At 54.5% G+C, this 24,674-nt stretch carries 17 protein-coding genes and 1 pseudogene; 10 read left to right on the plus strand and 8 right to left on the minus strand.

Features of this window, described 5'->3' with window-relative positions:
- Positions 1 to 66 precede the first annotated feature (66 nt).
- Positions 67 to 1,596, minus strand: a complete 1,530-nt coding sequence (locus HC231_RS22825; RefSeq protein WP_208228931.1) for a flavocytochrome c — start codon at positions 1,594 to 1,596, stop codon at positions 67 to 69.
- A 247-nt stretch (positions 1,597 to 1,843) separates the two neighbouring features.
- Entirely contained in the window at positions 1,844 to 3,037 is a 1,194-nt protein-coding gene (locus HC231_RS22830) for an MFS transporter (protein WP_208228933.1), read from the minus strand.
- 486 nt (positions 3,038 to 3,523) lie between these two features.
- Between HC231_RS22830 and yhjD the strand changes: the two genes are divergently transcribed.
- The 3 genes from yhjD (at position 3,524) to kdgK (ending at position 5,966) form a co-directional block, all read left to right on the plus strand.
- Positions 3,524 to 4,540, plus strand: a complete 1,017-nt coding sequence (gene yhjD / locus HC231_RS22835) for an inner membrane protein YhjD (RefSeq protein ID WP_208228934.1) — start codon at positions 3,524 to 3,526, stop codon at positions 4,538 to 4,540.
- A gap of 119 nt (positions 4,541 to 4,659) precedes the next feature.
- On the plus strand, positions 4,660 to 4,857 hold the full coding sequence (locus HC231_RS22840; protein WP_208228936.1) for a 2-hydroxymuconate tautomerase family protein: 198 nt from the start codon (positions 4,660 to 4,662) through the stop codon (positions 4,855 to 4,857).
- 176 nt (positions 4,858 to 5,033) lie between these two features.
- Positions 5,034 to 5,966, plus strand: coding sequence for a 2-dehydro-3-deoxygluconokinase (gene kdgK / locus HC231_RS22845; RefSeq protein WP_208228938.1), 933 nt, complete (start codon positions 5,034 to 5,036; stop codon positions 5,964 to 5,966).
- A gap of 517 nt (positions 5,967 to 6,483) precedes the next feature.
- Here kdgK and HC231_RS22850 read toward each other — a convergent pair.
- Positions 6,484 to 7,971, minus strand: coding sequence for a M16 family metallopeptidase (locus HC231_RS22850; RefSeq protein WP_208228939.1), 1,488 nt, complete (start codon positions 7,969 to 7,971; stop codon positions 6,484 to 6,486).
- An 801-nt stretch (positions 7,972 to 8,772) separates the two neighbouring features.
- Here HC231_RS22850 and acrD point away from each other — a divergent pair.
- The 6 genes and pseudogenes from acrD (at position 8,773) to HC231_RS22875 (ending at position 17,355) form a co-directional block, all read left to right on the plus strand.
- Entirely contained in the window at positions 8,773 to 11,886 is a 3,114-nt protein-coding gene (acrD, locus tag HC231_RS22855) for a multidrug efflux RND transporter permease AcrD (RefSeq protein ID WP_208228941.1), read from the plus strand.
- Positions 11,887 to 12,135: 249 nt separating this feature from the next.
- Positions 12,136 to 13,632 (plus strand): annotated as a pseudogene (locus tag HC231_RS24200) (ABC transporter ATP-binding protein); the annotation flags it as partial.
- Positions 13,609 to 13,749 carry an ABC transporter ATP-binding protein gene (locus tag HC231_RS24245; protein WP_246494867.1) on the plus strand — a complete coding sequence of 47 codons (141 nt, stop codon included), beginning with the start codon at positions 13,609 to 13,611 and terminating at the stop codon, positions 13,747 to 13,749. The pseudogene HC231_RS24200 and the gene HC231_RS24245, both read left to right, overlap by 24 nt.
- Positions 13,750 to 13,797: 48 nt before the next feature.
- Entirely contained in the window at positions 13,798 to 15,486 is a 1,689-nt protein-coding gene (locus HC231_RS22865) for an ABC transporter substrate-binding protein (RefSeq protein ID WP_208228943.1), read from the plus strand.
- A 17-nt stretch (positions 15,487 to 15,503) separates the two neighbouring features.
- Positions 15,504 to 16,511, plus strand: coding sequence for an ABC transporter permease (locus tag HC231_RS22870; protein WP_208228944.1), 1,008 nt, complete (start codon positions 15,504 to 15,506; stop codon positions 16,509 to 16,511).
- A 1-nt stretch (position 16,512) separates the two neighbouring features.
- Entirely contained in the window at positions 16,513 to 17,355 is an 843-nt protein-coding gene (locus HC231_RS22875; RefSeq protein WP_208228946.1) for an ABC transporter permease, read from the plus strand.
- Between the two features lie 98 nt (positions 17,356 to 17,453).
- Here HC231_RS22875 and HC231_RS22880 read toward each other — a convergent pair whose 3' ends face one another.
- The 5 genes from HC231_RS22880 to bcsE form a co-directional block, all read right to left on the minus strand.
- Positions 17,454 to 18,761: a dicarboxylate/amino acid:cation symporter gene (locus HC231_RS22880; RefSeq protein ID WP_208228948.1), complete on the minus strand. Its 1,308-nt coding sequence runs from the start codon at positions 18,759 to 18,761 to the stop codon at positions 17,454 to 17,456.
- Between the two features lie 308 nt (positions 18,762 to 19,069).
- Positions 19,070 to 20,242 (minus strand): HAMP domain-containing protein, encoded by a 1,173-nt coding sequence (locus tag HC231_RS22885; RefSeq protein ID WP_246494625.1) that lies wholly within the window; start codon positions 20,240 to 20,242, stop codon positions 19,070 to 19,072.
- Positions 20,243 to 20,685: 443 nt separating this feature from the next.
- Positions 20,686 to 22,335, minus strand: coding sequence for a cellulose biosynthesis protein BcsG (gene bcsG, locus HC231_RS22890; protein WP_208228952.1), 1,650 nt, complete (start codon positions 22,333 to 22,335; stop codon positions 20,686 to 20,688).
- 1 nt (position 22,336) lies between these two features.
- Positions 22,337 to 22,528: a cellulose biosynthesis protein BcsF gene (bcsF, locus tag HC231_RS22895; RefSeq protein WP_208228953.1), complete on the minus strand. Its 192-nt coding sequence runs from the start codon at positions 22,526 to 22,528 to the stop codon at positions 22,337 to 22,339.
- On the minus strand, positions 22,522 to 24,084 hold the full coding sequence (bcsE, locus tag HC231_RS22900) for a cellulose biosynthesis protein BcsE (RefSeq protein ID WP_208228955.1): 1,563 nt from the start codon (positions 24,082 to 24,084) through the stop codon (positions 22,522 to 22,524). The genes bcsF and bcsE overlap by 7 nt, the downstream gene beginning before the upstream one ends.
- A 396-nt stretch (positions 24,085 to 24,480) precedes the next feature.
- On the opposite strand from bcsE, the gene bcsR reads away from it, so the two are divergent.
- The gene (bcsR, locus tag HC231_RS22905) at positions 24,481 to 24,672 is read left to right on the plus strand and encodes a cellulose biosynthesis protein BcsR (protein WP_208228957.1); all 192 of its coding nucleotides are present in this window, start codon (positions 24,481 to 24,483) and stop codon (positions 24,670 to 24,672) included.
- The last annotated feature ends 2 nt before the right edge of the window (positions 24,673 to 24,674 follow it).

A 24,674-nucleotide genomic window follows, 5' to 3' on the forward strand; every position in this document is an offset into this window, starting at 1 on the left:
TTAATGTCGCCGTTTCAACGCGTTCTTTTCTAACGTGGCCGCACGCGCGGCCACCACCCCTTTGAATCAGGCGCTCAGCGCGGCGTTTTTCCCGGCGATGCGGCCAAAGACGATGCAGTCGGTCATGGCGACGCTGCCAAGCCTGACCGCGCCGTGTACGCCGCCGACCGTTTCTCCGGCGGCATACAAGTGAGGTATCGGCTTCAGATCAAAACCGATAACCTGCGCCTCTTTGTTGATCGCCAAACCGCCCATCGTGTGGTGTACCCTCGGCCACAGACGCGCCGCGTAAAACGGCGGCGTGACGTTTGGCGCCGCATCTTCGAAAATCATACAGTCAAGGTCGGGATCGCTGTGCTGACTGACGAATCCGTTCCAGCGATTAACCTGCTCGACAAACGCCGCTACCGGCATATCGTACGCTTTCGCCACGTCTTCCAGCGTATCATAAGCCTTTAACGATCCGTTCTTTAACGCCCCTTCCAACTGGCCGGGGTCAACCATATTGGCGGTGTTGGTCTTATCCGCCACGATAACGGCCGGATGGCCCAGCTGAATAATCGCATCGGCCCGCTCCTTACGGTTCCCCGTTTCTTTAAAAAAGCGCTTCCCGTTAGCGGGATCAACCATCAGGCCATAACCGACGACACGCTCAACGAACTGAGGCACATAGCCGAATCCCTGCTCGTCCGGGCTGGTCCAGGGCCCCAGTTGGATCCAGTCCATTTGAGTATCCAGCGCGCCAATCATGCAGGCAGCCATAATCACCTCGCCGGTTGCCCCCGGATGATTGGTGGATGTGAACTGCTCAGTCAGTCTGGGATCGTACATCTGCCGCAACGCCACGCCCTGCGAGAAACCGCCGGATGCCAGCACCACGCCCTTTGTGGCCCGAATATAGGCGATATTGCCGGACTCTTCGTCCGGGAAGCGGTATCCGCGTCTGACCTCGGCGCCAATCACGCCGCCATCCCGATCGACAATCAAGCGCAGCAGTTTGGTTCTTTGCTCGATAACCGCGCCCAGCTCTTTGGCTTTCTGCTGCTGTTTCACGATCAGACCGGAACCTGAACGTTGCGCCAGCTGATGCGCGCGCTTCACCGAATGACCGCCGTGATAGTTGACGACGTTAAATTCCGCGCCAATACTCTGCGCCCACTCAAGGGCTTCCACCGAATGTTCGGCCACCGTTCTGGCAAGTTCCGGATAATTGAGCCAGTTACCGGCTTTCATCATGTCCTGATACATCAGTTCCGGCGAATCCTGGATCCCCAGCTCTTTTTGCATTTTGGAGCCCGCGGCGGAAAGATCTCCGCCGTTAAGCACGGAGTTCCCGCCCAACAGAGGCATTTTGTCAATCACCAGCACGCTAGCCTTGGCGTTACGTGCCTCAATGGCGGCCGCCAGTCCGGCAAACCCGGTACCGATAACCAGAACATCGACGGTCGTATCCCACTTCTCCGGCGCCGGAGCGGGAACAGGCACTGCCTGCGCCGTCCGAGACAGCGCCATTCCCCCTAACGCGCCAATAACGATGCCGGTCGATTTCAGAAAATGACGGCGACTTTTAGGATCACGTGTTGGCTTATTACTCATTGGATTATCTCCATGTCCAGAAACCGTAAATCACAATAGAAAGCGGAAGATATTTGGAATAGTGCAAAATATGAGGCAGGTGATGAATACAAGACTAAGCACCTGTTTACATTTCAACACAAAGCATGGGGGTTAAACGTGAGTCCACTCGCACTGTCGTTATTGACCGTAACAGACGGCGTTCACAGGGCTAGGAAGCCCCATGGAACGCAAGAAGAGGGGGAATAACGAATAATATTAGGAGCCTTCACCGAGCATTACGGCGACTCAGACGCCACGTCAGCAACAGGCCGCAGATTCCCAGCATAGCGGCCGCCAGATATATCGAAGCGATACCGGTATAGCCCATCAGCACGCCGGCGGCCGGGCCCACAATCCCTAAAGAGAGATCGAGGAAAATGGTATAGGTGGCCAATGCGCTTCCTTGATTCTGCGGCGATACCACTTTAACGGCCACCACGCCCAACGCCGGAAAGACCAGTGAGAATCCGGCGCCCGCCAGCAGCGCGCCCAATTCGGCCATAAGCGGCTGCGTCGCGCCCCACACCAGCAGCAAGCCGGTAATTTCCACCACAAAACAGGCCAGCGCCACGCGTAAACCGCCAAAGCGGTTAATACTATTCGGAAACAGCAGACGCGCGCCCACAAAAGCGCAGCTAAAAATCGTCAGCGTCAGCGCCGCGCCCTGCCAGTTTCTATCGGCATAGAACAGCGTGATAAAAGTCGCGATCACCCCGAAACCTGCCGACGCGAGAGCGAGGATCATGCCATAGACCCAGACTTTGCCCAGCACTTCCTTAAACGGGATTTTCCTGCCCGGCGTCACCTTCACCGCCGGTCGCCGCAGGGCAAAAACGATGGCGATGGCCGCCACCAGGATAATGAAGGTCGACAGCAGCCTCAGGCCGCCAAGATGGCTTAACCACACGCCCAGCGGCGCGCCAATCGCCATCGCGCCGTAAGTGGCGATGCCATTCCACGAAATGACCCGCCCGATGTGGCGCGACCCGACGATACCCGCGCCCCATAAGGTTGCGCCGGTGCCGGCAAAGCTCTGCCCGGCGCCGAGGATCAGGCGTCCGGCGCACAGCAGCAGCAATGCAAGGGCGGGAGAAGCATCATTCCAGGCCGCCAGAAGATAAAACACGCCGCTCAGCAATGTGCCCGTCAGACCCAATAACACCACGTTTTTGGGGCCTTTCTCATCGGCATACCGCCCGGCATGGGGCCGGCTCAGCAGAGTGGAAAAATATTGCAGGCTAATCACCAATCCCGCCCAGAACGCGCTGTAGCCCATGTGATCGTGAACATAACCGGGTAATACCGCGATCGGCAAACCGATGGTCAGATAGCTGGCGAAGTTGAAAATAACGACAGACACGATACGCAAATTCAAACGTAATGCGCCGACAGCGGATTCAGGTGGAGATGAAACAGACATGAGGCCTTTTTACTCACTAAACATTATTGCTACGGCAACAACATTAACTACAGCTCGAATTGAAGCTTCTGAGTATAAACAAGCTATTCCCGCCTTTCACGCTCAAATAATGCTAAAAAGTAACGGGGATTATTATTAGTTTGTACATTCAAAAGGATGCGAATTGGTAAGTTGATATATACCCAATGGATTTCGAGCTGCATCAAGGCGGCGGTAGCAAAAACTGTTCATTAAAACTGAGCAGGTCATTGAGTAATGGCATAGAAAAACGGCGCCCTCATTTTAAGCAAAAAAGACGCCATAGCGCCGCCCGACAATCCAACGTGGCGGTTTGGTTCTCAGCTAAATAGCCGCGCCCACGCTATTAACCTGCGCAGGCAAAATAAGGCGAATTGGCGATAAACCACAGAAATCGTAACGTTCTTATCTTGTTGGTTATAATTAAGCTAGCCGCGCAACACAAAATCCAAGCACAGGAGAAGTTCAATGCCAGTACCGGCAGACAAAGCCCATCACTCTCAGCCGGCCCCTACGGAAAAAAAAGAGGGCAAATCATCACAACAATCACGAACCCTTTTAACCCGCAGCAAAAGGTGGGCGGAACGCATTCAGGCCATTCCGAGCGTGGCGCATATGATCCGCGCAGGAGAGCGTTTTAATGACCGGATGGGGAACCAGTTTGGCGCGGCGATCACCTATTTTTCCTTTCTGTCCCTGATTCCCATTTTAATGGTCTCCTTTGCCGCCGTCGGTTTTGTACTGGCTTCAAATCCAGATCTTCTAACGGAATTGATTAACCGCATCGTCAACAGCATCAGCGACCCCAACCTGGCGAATACGCTGAAAAATACGGTGAATACCGCGATCCAGCAGCGCACCACGGTTGGGATCACGGGGTTGCTCATCGCGCTTTATTCCGGCGTCAGCTGGATGGGGAATTTACGTGAGGCGATCCGTGCGCAATCGCGCGATGTCTGGGAACGCAACCCGCAAGATGAAGAGAAAATCTACTTTAAGTACACCCGTGATTTTTTATCTCTGACCGGGCTGGTGGTCGCGTTGATTATTACGCTGTTCCTGACCTCAGTTGCAGGCACCGCGCAGAATATGATCGTCAGCGCATTAGGGTTGCAGGACATTGAGTGGCTGCGTCCGGCGTTGACCCTGATCGCGTTGTCGATTTCGATTTTAGCCAACTACTTATTATTTCTATGGATCTTTTTCGTATTGCCCCGGCATAAGCCTAAACGTAAGGCGCTATTCCGGGGAACGCTGCTTGCCGCAATTGGTTTTGAAGCGATTAAGTTCGCCATGACAGTCTCACTGCCCAAACTGGCGAGCTCCCCGTCTGGCGCCGCCTTCGGTTCCGTTATCGGATTGATGGCGTTTTTCTACTTTTTCGCCCGCCTGACGCTCTTTTGCGCCGCCTGGATCGCCACGGCGAATTATAAAGGCGATACCTCGACAGATCGCAACGAACGGCAAGACGACGTGCGGCAGTAAAGCGCCGCCCTTAACTCATTCAAGCGGCGGGCAGCAAACAGGCCTGCCATTTGAAAGATGAAGAGGATGTAAAAACATAGTCTCAACAGATGTCATCACAACCATAAACTGGAGCCTCTATGCCGTACGTTAATATTAAAATCACCCGCGAAGGCGCAACCGCCGAGCAAAAGAAAACCCTAATCTCCGGCGTCACCCGGCTTCTTGCCGATACGCTGGGGAAAAACCCCGCCACCACCGTCGTGGTAATCGACGAAGTAGACACCGACAACTGGGGGATCGGCGGGGAAAGCGTCACCCATCTGCGCCAAAAATAGCTGTCCCGCCCAGTTCATCGCCGGCAAAATGGATCGGAGCATCGTTGTTTTCCGATCCATATCATAAAAAAATAAAACATCATTTCAACACTATTGACTCGGCGTCCCGTTATGTTGAGACTGGCAGTAATTTCTGCGTTTTACTGATTCCTTATTTTTCAAACAGGCCAGCGTTGATGACAACTAACAACATTGCCGTAATCGGCGAATGCATGATCGAACTGTCGCAAAAAGGCACGGATCTTAGCCGTGGATTTGGCGGCGATACCCTGAATACCGCCGTGTATATTGCCCGTCAGGTTCAGCCCGATGCATTGGCGGTTCATTACGTTACCGCACTCGGCACCGATAGCTTTAGCGAAGAGATGATTGCCGCATGGCGACAGGAAGGGGTGCAAACCGATCTGATCCAACGTCTGGATGATAAGCTGCCCGGTTTGTATTTTATCGAAACCGACGCCAGCGGCGAGCGCACGTTCTACTACTGGCGCAATGATGCCGCCGCCCGCTATTGGCTTGACAGCGCCGAGGCGGAAAAAATTTGCCAAGATTTGGCACGCTTTGATTATCTCTATCTGAGCGGCATCAGCCTGGCGATTCTGAATGCCGAAAGCCGTCAACGTCTTTTAACTTTATTACGAACCTGCCGCGCCAATGGCGGTAAAGTTATTTTTGACAACAACTATCGTCCGCGCCTGTGGCAAAGCAAAGAAGAGACGCAAAAGGCCTATACCGACATGCTCTCCTGCACGGATATCGCATTCCTGACGTTGGATGATGAGGATATGCTGTGGGGAGCCAAACCCGTCGCCGAAGTGCTGGAACGCACCCACGGTTTGGGCGTAACGGAGATTGTGATTAAACGCGGCGCAGACTCCTGTCTTATTTCGCAACAGGGGCAAGAATTGATCGATGTACCCGCCGTGAAGCTGCCAAAAGAGAAAGTGGTGGACACCACCGCGGCGGGCGACTCCTTCAGCGCCGGTTATCTGGCCGTCCGTCTGAACGGCGGCAGCGCGGCGGCGGCGGCGCAGCGCGGCCATCTGACCGCCGGCACGGTTATTCAGTATCGCGGAGCCATCATCCCGCAGGAAGCGATGCCGGCTTAACGGCGATTGATCTCCCGCCGTTATAACAGGCCGTCCAAACGGCCTGTTCGTCATCGATGGATATATACAGGCCAGGAAATAAACCTCAAATAAATTATCAAGCCTGTTGCCAACCGTATTAATTATTATTCTATTAAATTATTCGTTAAGTCATTTCATTCAACAAATACATTATATATAAAATAAATGATTACAGGCTAGTCGATTATTTTAATAATGGTTAATAGATTAGCTTTATATTATTTAGTTAAATTCCGGCGCGCCAAAGTTGAATATATCCAGCGGATAGACATAATACGTGCGACATGGATGTCAATTCCGCCTCGCAATGGATTATTGCCGTTATGGTGAAAGACGCGCCCAACGTTTTTACGCAGCAAGAGAAATACGGTGACGCAGTTTGCAGGAATATCTCACGCCGCCGTCTTCGCGACAGCAGGCGGGACTACGGCCCGGCGAGTAAAGGGAGCGTCGAAACCGCCGACATGGCGACGGCGGTAAGGCTCGCGATTACGAACTATTGTGCTGCGGGCGCCGCCGCTTCATCCTGCGGTTTGGCCTCTTCCGCCTCGGCGTCCGCCGTCGGCGTCATAATCCGGCTATAGGCTTCCTGAAGCTCCTTCATATGCGCTTCCTGCTCGCCCTGTTGCTGTATCAGCATCAGCGCGGCGTCTTGCGACAGCCACTGATGCAATTCCTGATTCAGCGCATCCAGCGTCAATTCGGATAAAGAAGTCTGCCGTAATTTTTGGTATTGCTCCGGGGCAATATCCACCACGCCGTTTTGTTGCGACCGCAAGCGCTGCTCCATTAGCACATCCGTACTGGTACGGGCATAGGTGGCGAACAGCTTGCTCAGTTCGTCGGTTTTACGCGCGATCAGCCCATCAAATTCCTGCTGCGTCAGTCCGTTATCCCTCAGAGCCGCCAACTCCTGGGCCAAAAACGTCATCGCCGGCATCACGCCGTCAACGCCGGGGAAATCCATATGAATGGCGCACTGCGCGCGAGTATAAAAGACGTTACAGTTAAACCGGAGGTTATTGTCTTTCTGCGAACTTTTCTTCAACGCCTGCTGCACATGCCAGAACAAGGCTTCCCTGGCTAAATCGCTCTGCCAGTAACGGGCCAACGCCGTAGCGTCCCGAATGGGATGCCACGGCATATCCCATACCAGCGACAGCGTGTCCTGCTGAACGTTTTTGTCCATCAGACTGATGGCCTGAAGCGGTAACGGGCTTAGCGTCGGCACCGGCGCCGGATCCTGTCGCTTGCCTTGCAGCGATGAGAACGCTTTACCGATTTGTTCAACGATGCTGCGGTGATCAACATGGCCGACGACATAGAGCGTCATGGCATCCGGGGTGTACCAGGTTTTATAAAATTGCCGCAATTGCTCGCTGCTTAACGGCGTAACGACCGCCTGACCGGGATCGTGGGCCAACAGCGTAGATCCCTTCAGCCGGTAGCGCCAACTGGGATCCTGTGGATTAAGCGGAAAAGTCGCCACCCGATCGGGCGTGCTTAACGCCGTGCCGATGCGCTGATCGTTGATATCCAAGCGCCCCGCCGTTTCTGATAACCAATTTAGCGCTTCTTTCAGCAGATCCGGTCGGTTATTCGGCAAGCTCAGATTGTAAAAGGTGAAATCATATGACGTGACCGCCGGCGGCATAGTACGCTCGCCGCTTTCCGCCTGTTGCCAAAAAGAAGGCAGTTGCACGGACGAAAAATCCTCCCCGGACGTTAACGCCAGGCGGGGAATAAAATGGGCGAATCCTGATTGCTGAGTATTCTCTGCCAGAGAACCGGTATTCACCATCAGACGTAACTCGACCCGATCGCCCGGACGTTGCGGGGTGGTCAATAACTGCCAGGAAAAACCATTATCAAGTTTGCCCTGCTGCCAGGCGGGATCGGGTTGTAGTGTTTCAGCCTGCACGTTGTTGCCGGCAACCGCCAGCAACATTCCACCAACTAAAAGTCCAATTTTGGTGCCCTGCATGTGAACCCCTACTTAAATAACTATCCAGATTATTGTTGATAATAAAAATAGTGGCCTTGCGCTTGCCACCAAACACTCTCATGAATGCATCACGGAAAATGGGAAAGGCGCAGTGTACCATTCCCTTGGACCACACGCTTTCATCTATGTCACTTCAACAGACTAAATAATGCGCAAAAAAGGAAAATATTGAGATTTAACCGATCCGATATGAAACTCATGTTACGCATTCCGCTATCGGACAAAGACAACGTTATGGATGATGGTCGGCAAATCGCAAGGCGCTTTCGGCATAGAAATTCATGCCGTATTCATGCGTGGGAACGATGAATGCCCGCGGACATACACAGCCCGACATTTGACAACGATAATTTACATTTTCTCCTTAATTTTTCCACGATTCGTTAAACATTACCGGATAAAGTAATTTGCGGCGCATGCTGTAATAACTATTTAAGTTTTATACCCAATGGATTTAGAGTTACAGGAAAGCGGCGGCCGGGCCGGCGGATCCGCCCGGAGCAGATAAGAACGCCGGCGGGTATATACCCTAAATAATTCGAGCGGCAGAGCCGACGCCCATGCGATTTAAAGTATGACGCGTATAACACGATTCGGTTAAGCATTGAGAAGCCGGGATGGCCAGATGAAGCGGCCTTCCTGCGGGGGATTGTGTTTTCGTTTTTATCCTTGTCGCCAAATTAGCCGACTGGTTGGTGTTTTTTGTAGAACGGCGTTACCCGTTACCGATTCCGACGGTTCATACATAGCGTATAAACTCTGCTGAGGAGCTGTATTTCAATGGCGAATTTTTTTATCGATCGCCCCATTTTTGCCTGGGTATTGGCAATTTTACTCAGCTTGTGCGGTACTCTGGCGATAGTTTCGCTCCCCATTGAGCAATACCCCGATTTGGCGCCGCCGACTGTACGAATCAACGCCAACTATCCCGGCGCTTCCGCCCAAACCATTGAAAATACCGTAACGCAGGTTATCGAGCAGAGCATGACCGGGCTGGATAACCTGATGTATATGGCGTCAAACAGCAGCAACACCGGACAGGCGCGGATAACGCTCAGCTTTGAGGCCGGAACCAATCCGAACGAAGCCCGCCAGCAGGTGCAGAATCAGCTGCAATCGGCGTTGCGAAAACTCCCGCAGGCCGTGCAACAGCAGGGGGTCACGGTCAATAAAACCGGCGATACCAATATCCTGATGATCGCCTTTGTTTCTACCGACGGCAGTATGGATAAACAGGACATTTCAGACTACGTCGCCAGTAATATTCAGGAGCCGCTCAGCCGCATCAACGGCGTCGGCGGAGTGGACGCCTACGGATCGCAGTATGCGATGCGTATCTGGCTCGATCCCTTGAAGCTGGCCGATTACTCGCTCATCACCGATGATGTGGTATCCGCCATCGAGTCGCAGAACAGCCAGGTTTCCGTCGGTCAGGTGGGGGGAACGCCGTCGGTGGATAACCAACTGTTGAATGCCGCCATCAACGCCCAATCGCTGCTGCAAACGCCGCAGCAGTTCCGTGATATCACCCTACGGGTCAATCAGGACGGTTCCGCGGTCACCCTGGGCGACGTCGCCGAAGTCGAACTGGGCGCGGAAAGTTATGACTTTCTCAGCCGATATAACGGCCAACCCGCTTCCGGGCTGGGGGTAACGCTGGCCTCCGGTGCCAACGAACTGGAGACGGACAAACTGGTGCGCGCGCGTATCGAGGAGCTATCGCACTACTTTCCCCGCGGGCTGGAAGCCAAAATCGCCTTTGAAACCTCCCCTTTTGTTAAGGCCTCCATCACCGATGTGGTGAAAACCCTGTTTGAAGCGGTACTGCTGGTGTTCCTGGTCATGTACCTGTTCCTGCAAAACTTCCGCGCCACGCTGATCCCCACCATCGCCGTCCCGGTTGTGCTGTTGGGCACCTTCGCGGTGCTTTACGCCTGCGGATTCAGCCTGAATACCCTCACCATGTTCGCCATGGTGCTGGCGATCGGCCTGCTGGTGGATGACGCCATCGTAGTGGTGGAAAACGTCGAGCGCGTGATGAGCGAAGAGGGGCTCTCCCCGCGCGAAGCGACGCGGAAATCAATGGGCCAGGTTCAAGGGGCGCTGGTGGGGATCGCCATGGTGTTATCGGCGGTATTTGTGCCGATGGCCTTTTTCGGCGGGACGACCGGCGCGATTTATCGCCAGTTCTCCATTACCATCGTCTCCTCCATGATCCTGTCGGTGCTGGTGGCGATGATCCTCACCCCGGCGCTGTGCGCCACCCTGCTCAAACCCATCGCCAAAGGCCATCAACACGGACGCAAAGGGTTTTTCGGCTGGTTTAACCGCAGCTTTAACCGCGGCGCGGCGCGTTACGAGCGGGGGGTGGCGAAAATCCTGATAAGAAGCGGCCGCTGGATGCTGCTTTATCTCGGCATCATCGGCATCATGGCGTTCCTGTTTATCAAACTGCCGACCTCGTTTCTGCCGCTGGAAGACAAGGGCGTGTTTATGACGCAGGTGCAACTGCCGCCCGGCTCGACGCAGCAACAGACCTTGAAGGTGGTGGATAAGATTGAGCGCTACTACCTCACCAAAGAAAAAGACAACGTGGTATCGGTATTCTCCACCGTAGGTTCCGGCCCCGGCGGAAACGGGCAGAACGTCGCGCGCCTGTTCGTCCGTCTGAAAGACTGGGATGAACGCACATCGGCGGACAATAGCTCCTTTGCGATTATCGAACGCGCCACCAAAGCCTTCCGCAGTATCAACGAAGCGCGGGTCATCGCCAATAGTCCGCCCTCCATCAACGGCCTGGGCAACGCGGCCGGCTTTACCATGGAATTGCAGGATCACGCCGGACTGGGCCACAACGCCATGATGCAGGCGCGCGACCAACTGCTCTCGATGGCCGGCGATAATCCGGCGCTGACCCGGGTGCGTCACAACGGTCTGGACGACAACGCGCAGTTGAGGATTGATATCGACCAACGCAAAGCGCAGGCGCTGGGCGTCTCCGTCGACGATATCAACAGCGTGCTGCAAACCGGCTGGGGCTCCACCTATGTCAATGACTTCATCGATCGCGGACGGGTAAAGAAAGTTTATGTGCAGGCGGCCGCCAAATATCGCATGCAGCCGGACGATATCAGCAAATGGTACGTCCGCAACGGTACTGGCGGAATGGTGCCTTTTACCGCTTTCGCCCACACCTCCTGGGAAAGCGATTCGCCTCGTCTGGAGCGGTATAACGGCTATTCCTCGTTGGAGATCGTCGGGGAAGCCGCGCCCGGCGTCAGCACCGGAACGGCGATGGACCTTATGGAAAGTCTGGTGAAAAAACTGCCGGAGGGCATTGGTCTGGAATGGACGGGGATGTCCTACCAGGAAAGGCTGACGGGCTCACAGGCGCCGGCGCTGTACGCCATTTCGCTGCTGGTGGTGTTCCTGTGTCTGGCCGCGCTGTATGAAAGCTGGACCGTGCCTTTTTCGGTGATGCTGGTGGTGCCGCTCGGCGTGCTGGGCGCATTGCTGGCCACCTGGGGACGGGGGCTGGAGAACGACGTCTATTTCCAGGTCGGGCTGTTGACCGTTATCGGCCTGGCGGCGAAGAACGCCATTCTGATCGTCGAGTTTGCCAACGAGATGAATCAACAGGGGCGGGATCTGGTTGAGGCAACGCTGGAGGCGTCGCGCCAGCGGCTGCGGCCCATACTGATGACCTCGCTGGCGTTTATTTTCGGCGTGCTGCCGATGGCCACCAGCAACGGCGCGGGCTCCGCCAGCCAGCACGCGGTGGGAACCGGCGTCATCGGCGGGATGGTTTCCGCGACTATCCTGGCGATCTTCTTCGTACCGCTGTTCTTTGTTGTGGTGCGCAGACGTTTCCCGCTGAAAGCGAAGGCGGAGTAACACCTTAAAAAAACTGAAGAAAAACGCGCAGGAAAAAATTAGCCGCTTATATATATCCAATGAATATAAGTAAGAAGAAACCATAATAGAAAACAATCTACCGTCGCGATTAAAGTAACCGATTACTGTCTGAAGAAACGGGTTCAGGGTATCGGGATGGCGGCATTACTGGATATACAGGGGTTGAGCGTTCGCTTCCCCGGACATGTGGCGGTGGATAATCTCGACCTGCGTATAGCAAAGGGAGAAATGCTGGCGCTGGTGGGCGAATCGGGCTGCGGCAAGTCCACCACGGCGCTGAGTATTATGCGGTTGCTGCCGTCACAGACAAAAATCAGCGGCGCCATTACCCTCGGCGGCAAAGATCTGCTGCGTCTGGGAGAACGGCAGCTAGCCGATGTGCGCGGCAACGATATCTCAATGATTTTTCAGGAGCCGATGACGTCGCTCAACCCGGTGATGTCCATCGGGCGGCAGGTTGAGTAAGCGTTGACCCTGCATCTGACGTTAACCCGGCGGCAGGCGCGCGCCCGCGCGCTTGAACTGCTGCATCAGGTTAAGCTGCCCGACCCTGAAAGCCGCTTCGACGATTACCCCCACCATCTATCCGGCGGACAACGCCAGCGAGTGATGATCGCGATGGCGATCGCCTGTCAGCCCGACCTATTGATTGCCGACGAACCGACAACGGCGCTGGACGTCACCATTCAATCGCAGATACTGGCCCTGCTCGACGAACTGCGGCGTGAGCTGAATATGGCCGTGCTGCTCATCACCCACGATCTGGGCGTGGTTTCCCAGTGGGCCGACCGCGTGGCGGTAATGCATAACGGCCGCAAGCTGGAGGAAGGCCCCGCTGATCGGATATTGCTCCATCCGCAACATACCTATACGCAAGGGCTGCTGCACGCGTCGCTGCATCTGGAACAGGATGCGCACTATCGCCGGTCGCGGCTGGCGGAGATCCGTTACAACGACGAACAGGGCTTCACCCTGTTCCAGCCCCCGGCGCGCTCGGCGGAGATTGCTGCGGCGGCAATCGCGCCGCAACCGCTGCTGACGGTCAGCAATCTAACGGTGGCCTATGAATCCGCACAGGACGATATCACGGCGGTAAACGATGTTTCCTTACGGCTGCACGCCGGGGAAACGCTGGGTCTGGTGGGCGAATCGGGCTGCGGCAAATCCACGCTGTCGCGCGCCATCATGCGGCTGGAGCAGGCGCAGAGCGGCCGGATCGTCTTTGACGGCCAGGATCTGCTGACGCTGTCGCGCCGCCAACTGCTGCCCTGGCGTAAACGTATCCAGATGGTTTTTCAGGATCCTTATGGTTCGCTCAATCCGCGCCAAAGTATCGATGAGATCTTAGGTTATGCGCTGGCGATCCACGGCATCAAAGATCGGCGCGAGCGCGAGCGGCGCATCGTACGCATTCTTGACGATGTCGGCCTGCCTCAGTCGGCGCGCCAGCGCTACCCGCACGAATTCTCCGGCGGACAGCGGCAGCGCATCGGCATCGCTCGGGCGCTGGTATTGCGCCCGCAGCTGCTTATCTGCGATGAGCCCGTTTCCGCTCTCGACGTTTCCGTACAGGCGCAAATCATCAATCTGCTGGTGGACTTAAAGGCCGAACTGGGACTGACCTACCTGTTTATCTCCCACGATCTGGCGGTCGTGCGCTATATCGCCGACCGCGTTCTGGTGATGCACGGCGGACGCATTGTGGAAGAAGGCGATCATGAACGTATCTGGCATCATCCCCAGCATCCCTATACCCGGACGCTGCTGGATGCCGTGCCGGGAAGAAAAAACCGCGGGCCGCGGCCATCCGCCAGCCCGTCATTCGCTTCCGCGCTAAGTTGAGCGGTTGACTTACTTCGATTTTATTGACAGGCACAGGGGCAACAAATAATGAATAAACCTCCATCAGACAGCAATATCGACGCGCTGGTCGAGTACGAGCTCAACCGCCGCAAGTTTCTGGGCATCTCCGGCGCTATTCTGGCGTCAGGGGTATTTGGCGGCATCTGGCCGAACGAAAGCGCGGCGGAAGTCGGCAGCCTGCCGAATACCGTGGCGGGCGCGGTACGCGGCGGCACGCTGGAGGCGGTGGTGCATCCCGAACCACCGACGCTGGCGTTCTTTATCAACACCTCGACGCCCGGCCGCACCGTCGTCAGCAAGATCTTCGACGGCCTGTTCGACTACGCGCCGGATCTGACGCCGCGTCCCCAACTGGCGGAAAAGGTGGCGGTATCGGATGACGGGTTGACCGTCACGCTGTCTCTGCGCCGCAACGTACTGTGGCACGACGGTCAGCCTTTCAGCGCGGCCGACGTAAAATTCTCGGCGGAAAATGTCTGGAGACAATACTCTCCGTTCGCCCGCCGGGTGTTCCAATACCTGTCCGCCGTGGAAACGCCGGATGAACATACCGTGATCCTGACGCTGACCAAACCCACGCCGGTAGTGCTCAACGCGCTGGACGTGGTGGCCACTCCTATCCTGCCGCGCCATCTGTATGAAGGCACGGATATTCCCAACAACCCTTACAACAACAAACCCGTCGGCACCGGGCCGTTCGTGTTCCGCGAATGGCAGCGCGGCAGCCACATCGCGCTGGAGCGGTTCGATAAATACTGGCAGCCTGAGCGTCCGTTCCTGGATAAACTGCTGTTCAAAATCATTCCCGATGTTTCCGGACGCGCCACCGCCTTTGAAACCGGCGCAATCCAGTACGGCGAACGCAATCCCGTCACCTTCGCCGACGCCGCCCGTCTGGCGAAGCTGCCGACTCTGACGCTGGATACCGACGGCTATAATGGTTTCGCCACCTCATTCTGGCTGCTGCCCAATCTGCGCGATCCCATTCTGAGCAATCTGAAGGTGCGCCAGGCCATCGCCCACGCGGTTAATAAGGAGCTGCTGGTCAGAACCGTGTGGGGCGGCTACGCCAAACCGGCGACCGGGCCGGTATCTTCGCAGCTCAGCACCTTTTATACCGCCGACACCCAGCAGTATCCGTTTGATACCAAAAAGGCGCAGGCGCTGCTGGATGAAGCGGGATATCCGAAGAAAGCCGACGGCTGGCGCTTTAAGCTCAATCACGATTTCATTCCGTTTGGCGATGACTATCGCCGCACCGGCGAGTTCGTCCGTCAGGCGCTGCGCGCCATCGGCATCGACGTCACGCTGCGCGCGCTGGATCTGGCCACCTGGACGACCAATGTCTTCAAGAACTATGACTATCAGCTTGCCAGCTCCTGGGGGGTAAACTGGACGGATCCTCAACTGGGCGTCGAGCAGCTCTACTGGTCTAAAGCGGAAAGCAAGGGTACGCCCTGGACCAACGCCTCAGGCTACGCCAGCCCGGAAGCTGACGCCATTATCGAAGCGGCGCAGATCGAGGTCGATCCGCAAAAACGGCTGGCGCTCTATCACGATCTGCAACGCATCGTGCAGCGCGATCTTCCCCAGATTAACCTGTTTGAATTCAAATGGTTCGGCATCTGGGCCCGCAACCTGCGCAACGTGACGGATACCTTCAACCACAGTCAGAATAATTTCGCCCATGTATGGCTGGATAAAAAAAGCGCCTGAGCGAGGGGCGTAACACCATGACGGCACGTATTTTTCTCCGGTTGCTGCAACTGGCCGGGGTGGTTATCGGCATCGCCACCCTGAATTTCTTTCTGCTTAAGGCGCTGCCCGGCGACCTGGTGGACGTCATCGCCAGTGAAAGCGGCAGCGCGACGCCGGAATATATTCAGCAGCTGCGCGAACTTTACGGTCTGGATCGCCATATCGTCGCGCAGTGGGCCGCCTATTTGCTACAGCTGGCGCAGGGCGATCTGGGCTTTTCATTCCGCTTTGGCGAGCCGGTATTGGATCTGATCGTCGATCGGCTGCCGGCGACCCTGCTGCTGGTGGGCGGCGCCCTGTTGTTGTCGGTGGCGGGCGGCGTACTGCTCGGCGTCGCATCGGCGCGCCGTCCTCACGGCGTCGCGGATTCGGCCATTTCGATGCTTTCCACCATCGGCTACTCGGCGCCGATGTTCTGGGTGGCGCTGATGCTGATCGTGCTGTTCGCCGTCAAGCTGGAGTGGCTGCCCGCCGGCGGCTGGCAAGATATCAATGCCGGCTACGCCGGGGTGGATAAACTGCGGGACATTGCGGCGCACCTGGTGTTGCCGGTGCTGACACTGACCATTTACTACATGGCGGTGTATGCCCGGCTGGCAAGAGCCTCAATGATTGAAACGCTATCCGAAGATTTTATCCGTACCGCGCGGGCCAAGGGCGCGCGCGAAGGACGCGTGATTTTCACCCATGCGTTGCGTAACGCCATCATCCCGGTGATCACCATGCTGGGCCTGCAAAGCAGCGCCTTGCTGGGCGGCTCCATCGTGGTGGAAACCGTTTTCGCCTGGCCGGGACTGGGACAGCTATCGTTCGAGGCGATCAGGAACCGGGATATCCCCATCCTGCTGGGCGTCTTGCTATTCAGCAGCGTACTGGTGGTGGCCTCCAACCTGCTGGTGGATATGGCGCACGCCGGGCTTGACCCGCGGGTGCGCATTACCGGCGGCAGGCGGAGAAAAACAGCAATAAGGAAAGAGAGGTAATATGCGTCGCTGGTTATTACAGCCGTCCGCGCTGATTGGTCTGGCCGTACTGGCGCTGGTTGTCGCCGCGGCATGCCTGGCGCCCTGGTTTTTCCCGGACGATCCGATGAACATGGTGGCGGAGCCTTATCTCTGGCCGGGACAAGACGCCCAATTTCCGCTGGGAACCGATCTGATGGGGCGCGATCTGCTGGCGGGCTTACTGCACGGCGCGCGCGTGTCGCTGTTGGTCGGCGTGACATCGACCCTGATCGCGCTGTTTATCGGCATTGCCGTCGGCGTGCTCTCCGGGTTTTATCGCGGCCCGGTGGATCGGGTGCTGACCGGCATCACCACGCTGTTTCAAACCATCCCGGCTTTTTTGCTGGCGATTATTCTGGTGGCGGTGCTACAGCCCTCCATCGCCACCATCACCGTTGCGCTCGGCATCACCTCCTGGACCAGTATCGCCCGTCTGGTGCGCACGGAGTTTCTGTCTCTGCGCCAGCGGGAATTCGTGCGCGCCAGCATTTCACTGGGCGCCAGCGATATGCATCTTATTTTTCGTGAAATCCTGCCCAATGCCTGGACGCCGGTGGTGGTTTCCACCGCGCTGCTGATCGCCAACGCGATTCTTTCCGAAGCCGGATTGTCTTTTCTCGGTCTGGGCGATCCGAATGTGGTGAGCTGGGGTTCGATGATCGGCACCGGGCGGGATGCGCTGAGAACCGGCTGGTATATGACGGCTATTCCGGGCGTCGCCATTATGCTGACGGTGATGGCGCTGAATTTATTGAGCGATGCGCTGCATACCGCGCTAAACCCGCGCTTGCGCCGGCGGCGTTCGGCGTTTTCCATACTGTGATTCGGCGCGCGGTGCGCCAGACGTCCTGCGCTGAAAAAAACTTTCCCCACTGCACAAGCGTACAGTGGGGAAAAGCGGTACGGGCGGGAAAGCGTGGATTATGACAACGTCGTCGTTTCCGCCGTTTTATCGCCTTTATTATCGGTATCGCCTTTATCGCCGGAAAGCACGGCGTTCATCTTATCTTCATCCAGTTCACGGCAATATTTCGCCACCACGATAGTGGCTACGCCATTGCCAATCAGGTTGGTCAGCGCGCGCGCTTCCGACATGAAGCGGTCAATACCCAGAATCAGCGCCAGGCCGGCCACCGGCAGATGACCTACCGCGGAAAGCGTGGCCGCCAGCACGATAAACCCGCTGCCCGTAACGCCCGCCGCCCCTTTGGAAGAGAGCAGCAACACCACCAGCAGCGTGATCTGATGCCAGATATCCATATGGCTATTGGTCGCCTGGGCGATAAAGACGGCGGCCATCGTCAGATAAATCGAGGTGCCGTCCAGGTTGAAGGAATAACCGGTGGGAATAACCAAGCCGACAACCGATTTCTTACACCCGACTTTCTCCATTTTCTCCAGCATGCGGGGCAGCACCGATTCGGAAGAGGAGGTTCCCAGCACAATCAGCAGCTCTTCCTTGATATAGCGGATGAACTTGAAGATGCTGAATCCCGTCGCTCTGGCAATACTGCCCAGCACCAGGAAGACAAACAGCAGACAGGTGATATAGAAACAGACGATCAGCTGGCCCAACTGCACCAGCGTGCCCAGCCCGTATTTACCGATGGTGAACGCCATTGCGCCGAACGCGCCCAACGGAGCCAGCCGCATGATCATATTGATAATGCCGAAAATGACTTTGGAGAAACTTTCGATCACATCAAATATCATTTTGCCTTTTTCGCCCAGGCGATGCAGCGCAAAGCCGAACATGACCGCAAACAGCAGTACCTGCAGAATATTTCCGCTGGCGAACGCCCCGACCGCGCTTGCCGGGATCACGTCCATCAAGAACGGAATCAGCCCCTGTTGAGCGGCCTGCTGGGTGTAAACCGCCACGGCGGAGGCATCCAGCGCGGCGGGATCAACGTTCATGCCCGCCCCCGGTTTCACCACGTTCACAATTATCAGCCCGATGATCAAGGCGACAGTGCTGACGACTTCAAAATAGAGCAGAGCGACCGCACCGGTTTTACCCACGGACTTCATGCTCTCCATGCCGGCAATACCGGTCACCACGGTACAAAAAATAACCGGCGCAATAATCATTTTGATTAATTTAACAAATCCATCACCCAGAGGTTTCATCTGCTCACCAAGTTCAGGATAGAAATGGCCCAGCAGTATCCCTATCGTAATAGCAGTAAGCACCTGAAAATAAAGACTTTTAAAAATAGATGTTTTCATACTTATGTCCTATGGTAGGGAAACACAGGTGAATAAATAGAATATGTGTAGGGAATACCACCTGTGATTGCGCCGGAAAATAACACCGCAATAATAGTCTGGAAATGTTTTCTAACTTTAGTTTGTGAACGATTGGTTAAAAATAAGAGAGGAATCGCTTCAGCAAATATGAATATTAAACATTGGCGCAATTTATTTGCAACAAAGCGTCATATAGCGCAACACATGACGTCAAAAAAACGTCACTTAGGACAATCAGTTTGCGTACAAAAAAACCATAATAGTCAGTATTTAAAATAATGATCTGCCTATTTATTTACAAAAACGTGAACGCCGCCCTTCCCTTCATGGCGGGCCAATTGCATGGCGAAACGGGCCTGTGAAAGAAGAAAATCCGCGCGCTTCGTTTCTTTTATATCGTGAACATCAAGGTTGAGGACGCCGGCGCAGGCAAACGGGGAAGATTGACCGTTGGCTAACATAAATGATGCGTTTATTTGTCGCATAACGTTCTGGATCCAGACCTGCGCCGGTTTCCCGGCCAATTGCCGATCCCCCAATAGCGCAAATTCGTCTTTGTCCAGACAAGCCAGCAAAACAGACTCTTTTTCCCCCAGCTCATCAACAGCCGCTTTCAGCTGATTGACCGGATCAAAGAAAATGTCGCCCTCCTGACCGCCGTTATCCGCCGGCAATGGATCAAAACCTATCGCCATCAGGCTAAGGGGCGAGTTTTCCGCCAGCCGTTGTTGCAGACGAACCATAAAATCGGCTTGATCCGGCAGACCATACCGCGCGGCGGCACAAGCCAGATATTGCTCCAGCAACTGCTGATTGCGGTTATAGCTGCGAACCAACATGCCCAGCTCATCATCTTTATGCCATTCCGGCAACATCAACTGATGGCGGGGGATCTCCTCCCCCGTCAGACTCTGTAATTCAGCAATAATCGCCCGTAGAGGATGCACCATCAGCCGGTTTATGCACCAGGTAATGGAGATGGATAAAATAAGCGCCAATAGCAGATAAGTCGCCAGCATGGTCGAAAAGGTGCTGACGATAAACTGAAACATGCGATAAGAATCGGCCTGCAAGACCAGGTGCGCCAATGGCGTCGAATTCTGCGTCTGCGGCGGCGAATATAGCGGCACGGAAATGCGTATCGGCAGCTCAAAGATCCTGGCTATCCAATCCGGCACCGTTCGTTCAGTCGGGAAATTGGCATGCAGCGTCTGAAATTCATCGGGCAAAATCACATCGGCGCGGCTCAGAAAGCCGACCGGCAATAAGCCGTTGAGAATATCTTCGGCCCGCTGCACTTCGCCCTGCAGCACGGCCTCCGTTAACGGCTGGCGCACAGAGTAAGCGATGACCTCCAGTTGCCTGGCATAATCGTCACGACGTTGATTCACGAAGTGAAAAAGCTGTATCACTATAAACAGGCTGATGGTAACCAGCGCCACAGCGGACACGGCTGTCATCTGCTTAATAGTTAACGAACGTCTGAGCCGCAAACACTTTCTCCGTCAATTCCATACTGCTGCTGTGTTATCAAATTTGCCGCGAGCGCCCGGTTATGGGCTTAAAATAATAGTTAAATCGCGCCTTGCTTTGCCGGCGTCTGATAAATCCTGGTTAGTATAAGGCAGCCGCCCTTCGCCCCAATGCTGTTTTCTTCTTGTATCTTCAGGATTTCATCTTAATCCTAAGCCCCTGGCAATGCTGAATCCACCTTTACATCGCGGAATATGGGGCATCCCATCGCACGCCGGGGAATGAACAAAAAGTAATGGGACAGGATGAACGATTGATGAAGGCAAAACTTGAGCGATACGACGAGGGAGTAAAATGGCGCGCCTCCCGCCGTATCAGCGGGAGGGGAAAGAAAGGGGCGGAAGCCGGCCTCCGCCCGGAAAAACACAGCTTACTGCGGGTAAGGCACCCATTCTCCGCCATTAAGACGAATATAAGGTTTGCTCTGATACGGCATGACGATCGCGTTCTCATTCTCTGAAATCGCTTCCGTTTGCGGTAAATCTTTCGCCAGAGCCGGCCAGTCAATCACCGGCGCGGAAAAGACTTTTCCATCCACCATGCGGGCGACCAATGTGGAAACGGCCAGGTAGCTGCTTGGGGATTTAACCTCTAACGGGCTGCTTTGCGGCGGAGCCTGTAAACCGAACAGCTTCACGCCGACGGGGACATGCGTAATGCCCGGGCTAGGTATATCGCGCAGCCCCGACATCTGCATTTTATCGCCCACCAGCGCCGCGCCATGTTCCGGCACCACGATAACCATCACTTTTCGTCCTGATCTTTGCAGGGCATCGAAGAAGGTATCCAACTGGTCGAACAGAATTTTCGCCCGCGGCCTGTAGTCGGCCGATTTATTGGTGCCGACGAAACGGTTACCGTCATGCAGCGGGAGCAGGTTAAAGAAAGTCGCGCTGCGTCCCGTCTCTGAACGGTTATCCAGCCAGCGGTTAAGCAGTTCCAGATCGTTATAAATCGGCTCGCCTTCAAATGAGGTCAACTGATAGCTGATGCCCGCCTGAGACATCATCGCCGACGGCAAACTCCCGTAATCATGGAGCCCTTTCAGGTAGTTGCCGGATAGGCCGGATACGCCTGAATGATCGAGCATCAACTGCTTTTCAAAACCCAGCTTGGCCAGGTTATCAAACAGATAGCACTGTTGATTGGCGGGTTGATACAAATCGTGATGCGATTCCTGACCGCAGCTTGCCCGTAACAAACGAATGGCCGCAGGCCCGCTGTAAGCCGTCGCCGAGTTGAAGTTACTCAACAGGATGTCGAACTTACGCCACAGCGGATGATCCATCAGCTGTGAGGCTTCCATATCCGACCACGCAAGCGAACAGATATTGATAATCAACAGATCAAAGGGCTGCGCGTCTTCAGACAGTGATTCGGGAAAAGCCGATACCCGTTCTTTTTCCCGCGCGTAAAACTGATTCAGGTAAGCGGTCAGATTCTCATTGGTGGGCGGAAGGTTATCGGCGGGCGACGATAGCGTCGCGCCGCCGGCCGAGCCTGACGAGTTGCCGGCGGCCGCCGCCGCATTCGGCGCCAAAGAAACCATCGGCCCGGTGAGGTGCACCACGTTCAACCATCCCAGGATAGCCACGCTAAATACCGTGATGCGAATCCATTGGGAAAAAAACAGATAGGCCACCACCATCACCAACGCGGCGCCGACCATCTGCCAGTTAATAAACCGGTTGATTAACTCCAGCAAATATAGCGCGTCGAAATCGGCGAGATAACCGCCCTGATGAAAGATCGTATTTACTCCAGGCAGCCATGTATCGTGATAGAACAACCCGATGCCGATTGGAATAGCAATAATATGCCGCCAACGGTGCAGCCTGAGCGGGGGAATCGGCATCAATAAAAACGCCAGAAATACCAGATTGAGCAATGGGTGAAAATTAAGATAGCCAAACCACAGCAAGGCGAATTTAAGTAAAAAATAGAGATTCCAGCCGCCTAACCCGCGCCAGTAGCGCCACGCATTCTGATTTGGTTGCGTGTGTATATTTTTCTCGTCCATTTTATTTCTTAATTTTTGATAAAGAACCGTCACGCAGCCAAATGTCTGCGGACTTCAGATATCTCGGTGATAATAACCGGCATTCCCAATACTCAAGCCAGCGGGGAATAAAACGATGAGCAACGTAGCCAAGCGTAAAAAATACTACGGCGCTCAACATGACCAGTTGAACTATATCGATCAGGTTTAGCATGTATTTTCTCTCGATTGTTCGGCGAATAAAGAAATAGCGACGGGCCGACGGCGAACTATCTGTTCTTTCTGTAACGGCGTTTCCTTTCCGGCGGGAACATAATTATTAATCGGCGGTATGTCCCCGCCTCCGCCGTCTGCGGATAATAGATCAATTGCGGAAAGCACTTGCGCATCCCGCGACCACGCTATTCGATTACTGAATATTTCATCAACCGGTAAACGAAAAATTGATTTCAGCGCCATATCCAGTTCGTTCATGCGGCAGGTGAAAAGAAATAGCAATAAACGCCCTTGGGATATCGTAATAACATCGCCGAACCGTCTTAAGCTGCAAAGGGTCAATGCCTGAGCGGCAAGCAATCCGGAAACCGGGCGCAACGCGACCAAAAGGCCTTTGCTTCCCGCCGGGATCATCGTGTTGCTCATAAGCTGTTTAACGGATTGGGCGAACCGGTCCGGCGGCAGATAACCTTTAACGTTTAACGGGCGCGTCATGATCAGCAACGGCTCGATATCCGCGGGAATATGTTTGGTGAAACGCTGGCCCTGCACGCTTTCAAGGCGGGAAAGAAAACGGGAAAGCGGCTCGGTATGCGCCACGATAGTATTGACGCCGCACGCCAGCAGCAGGCGTTCATCGCTGGATCGCAGAGCTGGCTTCATTTCCCGCACCACGATTTTCAGCATCTCGCCACGCCGGCGGCGCAGACGATGAATTTGTCTGGCCAGGTTCTCCACCTGACGGGGATTGTGAAGCGCAAAAATCAGGGTGGCGGCATAAGCCGACATGCCTTGCTCTATAATCGATTGATTTTCATTAAAAACACGCCAATTTTCCGATAATGCCGGCGCGCCTTCCAAAACGCTTTTTTCCGCCAGATACCACCCTTCATCACTCAGTAAAGGAGCCGGCGGCCGTTCGCCGTCATCAACGGCTCGCCACCCTTCCGTTTCCGGCTCCAGCATCCGCGTCTGATTGGCCGTGATGCCATTTTCCGTGCCCCACCAGGACGCCGAATATTGTACGCGATTCTGCCGCCGGTACAGGCTGGCTAAACCATACAATGCGCGATGCTGGGAAATAAGCGTATTGTTCAGTTTAGCGATATCGTCGCCATGGTTAAGAACGATTAGCGTGCATTGTCGCCGCCGCAACCATTCACCGGTTTCGCTCATCCAGCGTTGCATTGTTTCCCGACCGATGCCGCTCCACAGACCGGCCGGCGTATAAAAGACCAATAACCGAGCTTTCGGTTTTAATACGCGCATCAAATCATTGGTGAAATGAAATAACGCCGCCTTTTTTTCCGGTAAAATATAGTAAGGCGTTTGTTTTAATTTGGTTAAAAATAATGGTGTGAATAGCGGTTCATTGTTTTCTTCGCAACATATTAGCGCCATGCGCGTATCATTTGTTTGAGCGCTAATTAATTGCTGACAAAATAATGTGGCATCCGACTCACGTTCAATATTAACCCAATAAAAACCGGGCGATTGTAGTAATGACAATTCATTCCCAAGCCTTCGGACACCTAATGAAAATGACTGTGTCATATGATAAATTTCTTTTCTGAGAAAGCCATTCTGATCTATCATCAATAATAATTGAGATGTAGACTTTAACACCACGTTTTGAAATCTCAACCTTCGGTTATATAAATAGGAATGTTCTCTAATAACCTATTTATATCTTAATTAACCCAACCGAAGGGAGAGCGTTATTATTGAGAATTTCTATAAGAATATTACTAAATCAGTGATTGGGATAAGCAATAAATATGTCAGCGACAGTTTTAAACGCCTCCTGTAGCGGTTCCTGTAAGGTTTAGTCCCGGCAAAGCGCCGGGCGCAATTAAGGCCAATACATCCGTACCTGAAATATGTACGGATATGGTTGTTATTTCCCAAAACTATTATCAATAAAATAATCCCGTTTTCAGAGACATTAAGATGGATGATAAAATCGATTATTCGCAAACGGTAGCCTATGCCGGGATGCACGACGATCTGCGTGTATTAGGGCAGGCTTTTTCATTGCCGAAAATAAACTATATAGACATATCTCTCCAAACGCGGTTAACCCAAATGATGAAGCGCTGGCCCTTGCTGGCGGAGCTGAAAGAATCGACGGGGAGCCGCTGAAT

Origin of the sequence: Brenneria izadpanahii, assembly GCF_017569925.1 — a bacterium.
Classification (GTDB): domain Bacteria; phylum Pseudomonadota; class Gammaproteobacteria; order Enterobacterales; family Enterobacteriaceae; genus Brenneria; species Brenneria izadpanahii.